2 protein-coding genes are annotated in these 1,126 nt (G+C 67.5%); both read left to right on the top strand.

The genetic code is table 11. The features are described 5' to 3' along the window. Window positions 1-850: C40 family peptidase (locus tag ACWCV3_RS29010; RefSeq protein ID WP_451230363.1), on the top strand; the 850-nt coding region annotated here is incomplete at its 5' end. Window positions 851-932: 82 nt separating this feature from the next. Further along, on the top strand, window positions 933-1,126 hold a 194-nt coding region (locus ACWCV3_RS29005), incomplete at its 3' end, for a DUF6112 family protein (protein WP_451230366.1).

The following is a 1,126-nucleotide window of genomic DNA, read 5'->3' as shown; positions in this document are numbered from 1 at the left end:
CGCCCTCGCAACTTCACTCCAGGAGTCGGGACTTCGCAATCTCGACTACGGCGACCGCGACTCGCTCGGCCTGTTCCAGCAGCGCCCGAGCCAGGGCTGGGGGACGACGGTGCAGGTCCGTGATCCGGTGCACGCATCGACGAAGTTCTACGAGGCGCTGCTCAGGGTTCCCGGGTGGCAGTCCATGACTGTCGCACAGGCTGCGCAGGCGGTGCAGAAGAGTGGTTTCCCTGATGCGTACGCCAAGTGGGAGCCGCTCGCGGCGGCCTTGCAGAAGGGCATCGCCTCGTCTCTGTCGGCGCAGTCGGACTCCGGCTCCGAAGGGAACTCCGACGCGGATGCTGGGAGCGATGCCACGGACGCCGAGTTCGCCGAGTGTGGCAACGAGGAGGACGGCACCGACTTCGGCGCCATCCCAGCTGGCGCCCTCCCCAAGGGCTACAAGACCCCGGCCGGCTCCCCGAAGCCGGTGCGTGCCGCGATCCGTTGGGGTCTTGGCCAGCTCGGTACCCCGTACCAGTGGGGTGGCGAGTGCAGCGATCCGCGCGGCCAGGATCCAATGGGCCGCTGTGACTGCTCGTCCCTGATGCAGGCGTCGTACAAGGCGGGTGGCATCTCCCTCTCCCGGACCACGTACACGCAGGTCAAGGAGGGCAAGGCGGTCAGTGTCGGCGCCCTGAAGCCGGGTGACCTCCTCTTCACCGAGGGCACGGCCGAAGTCCCGGAGCACGTCGGGATGTTCATCGGTCACGGTCTGATCCTGCAGGCCCCGCACACCGGCGACGTGGTCAAGGTTTCACCACTCGCCGACTGGCGGGCGGACGTGCTGGCCGCTCGCCGGATCGTCTGACCGGTCCCCCGCCTCTTCCTCTTCTCTCCACTTTCCGGGCCGTTGCGCGCCCAAAATCCAACCTGGAGTCCCAGTGAAGCTCATGCAGCACGCCCAGATCCTGGCGTACAACCCCGGCGTCACGCCGAGCGCGGGAGGTCTTCCCGGTCTCGACGTCCTGAAGAAGGTCATAGGCAGCATCAACCTGTTCGGCATCATCGCCGTGGTCGGCGCCCTGGCGATCTCCGCGATCGTGTGGGCCTGGGGACACCACAGTGGTGGCCATCAGGCCGAGGC

Source organism: Streptomyces sp. NPDC001781 (genome assembly GCF_053596035.1).
Note: the sequence above shows the minus strand (reverse complement) of the source record. Positions and strands in the feature narration are given on the sequence as shown.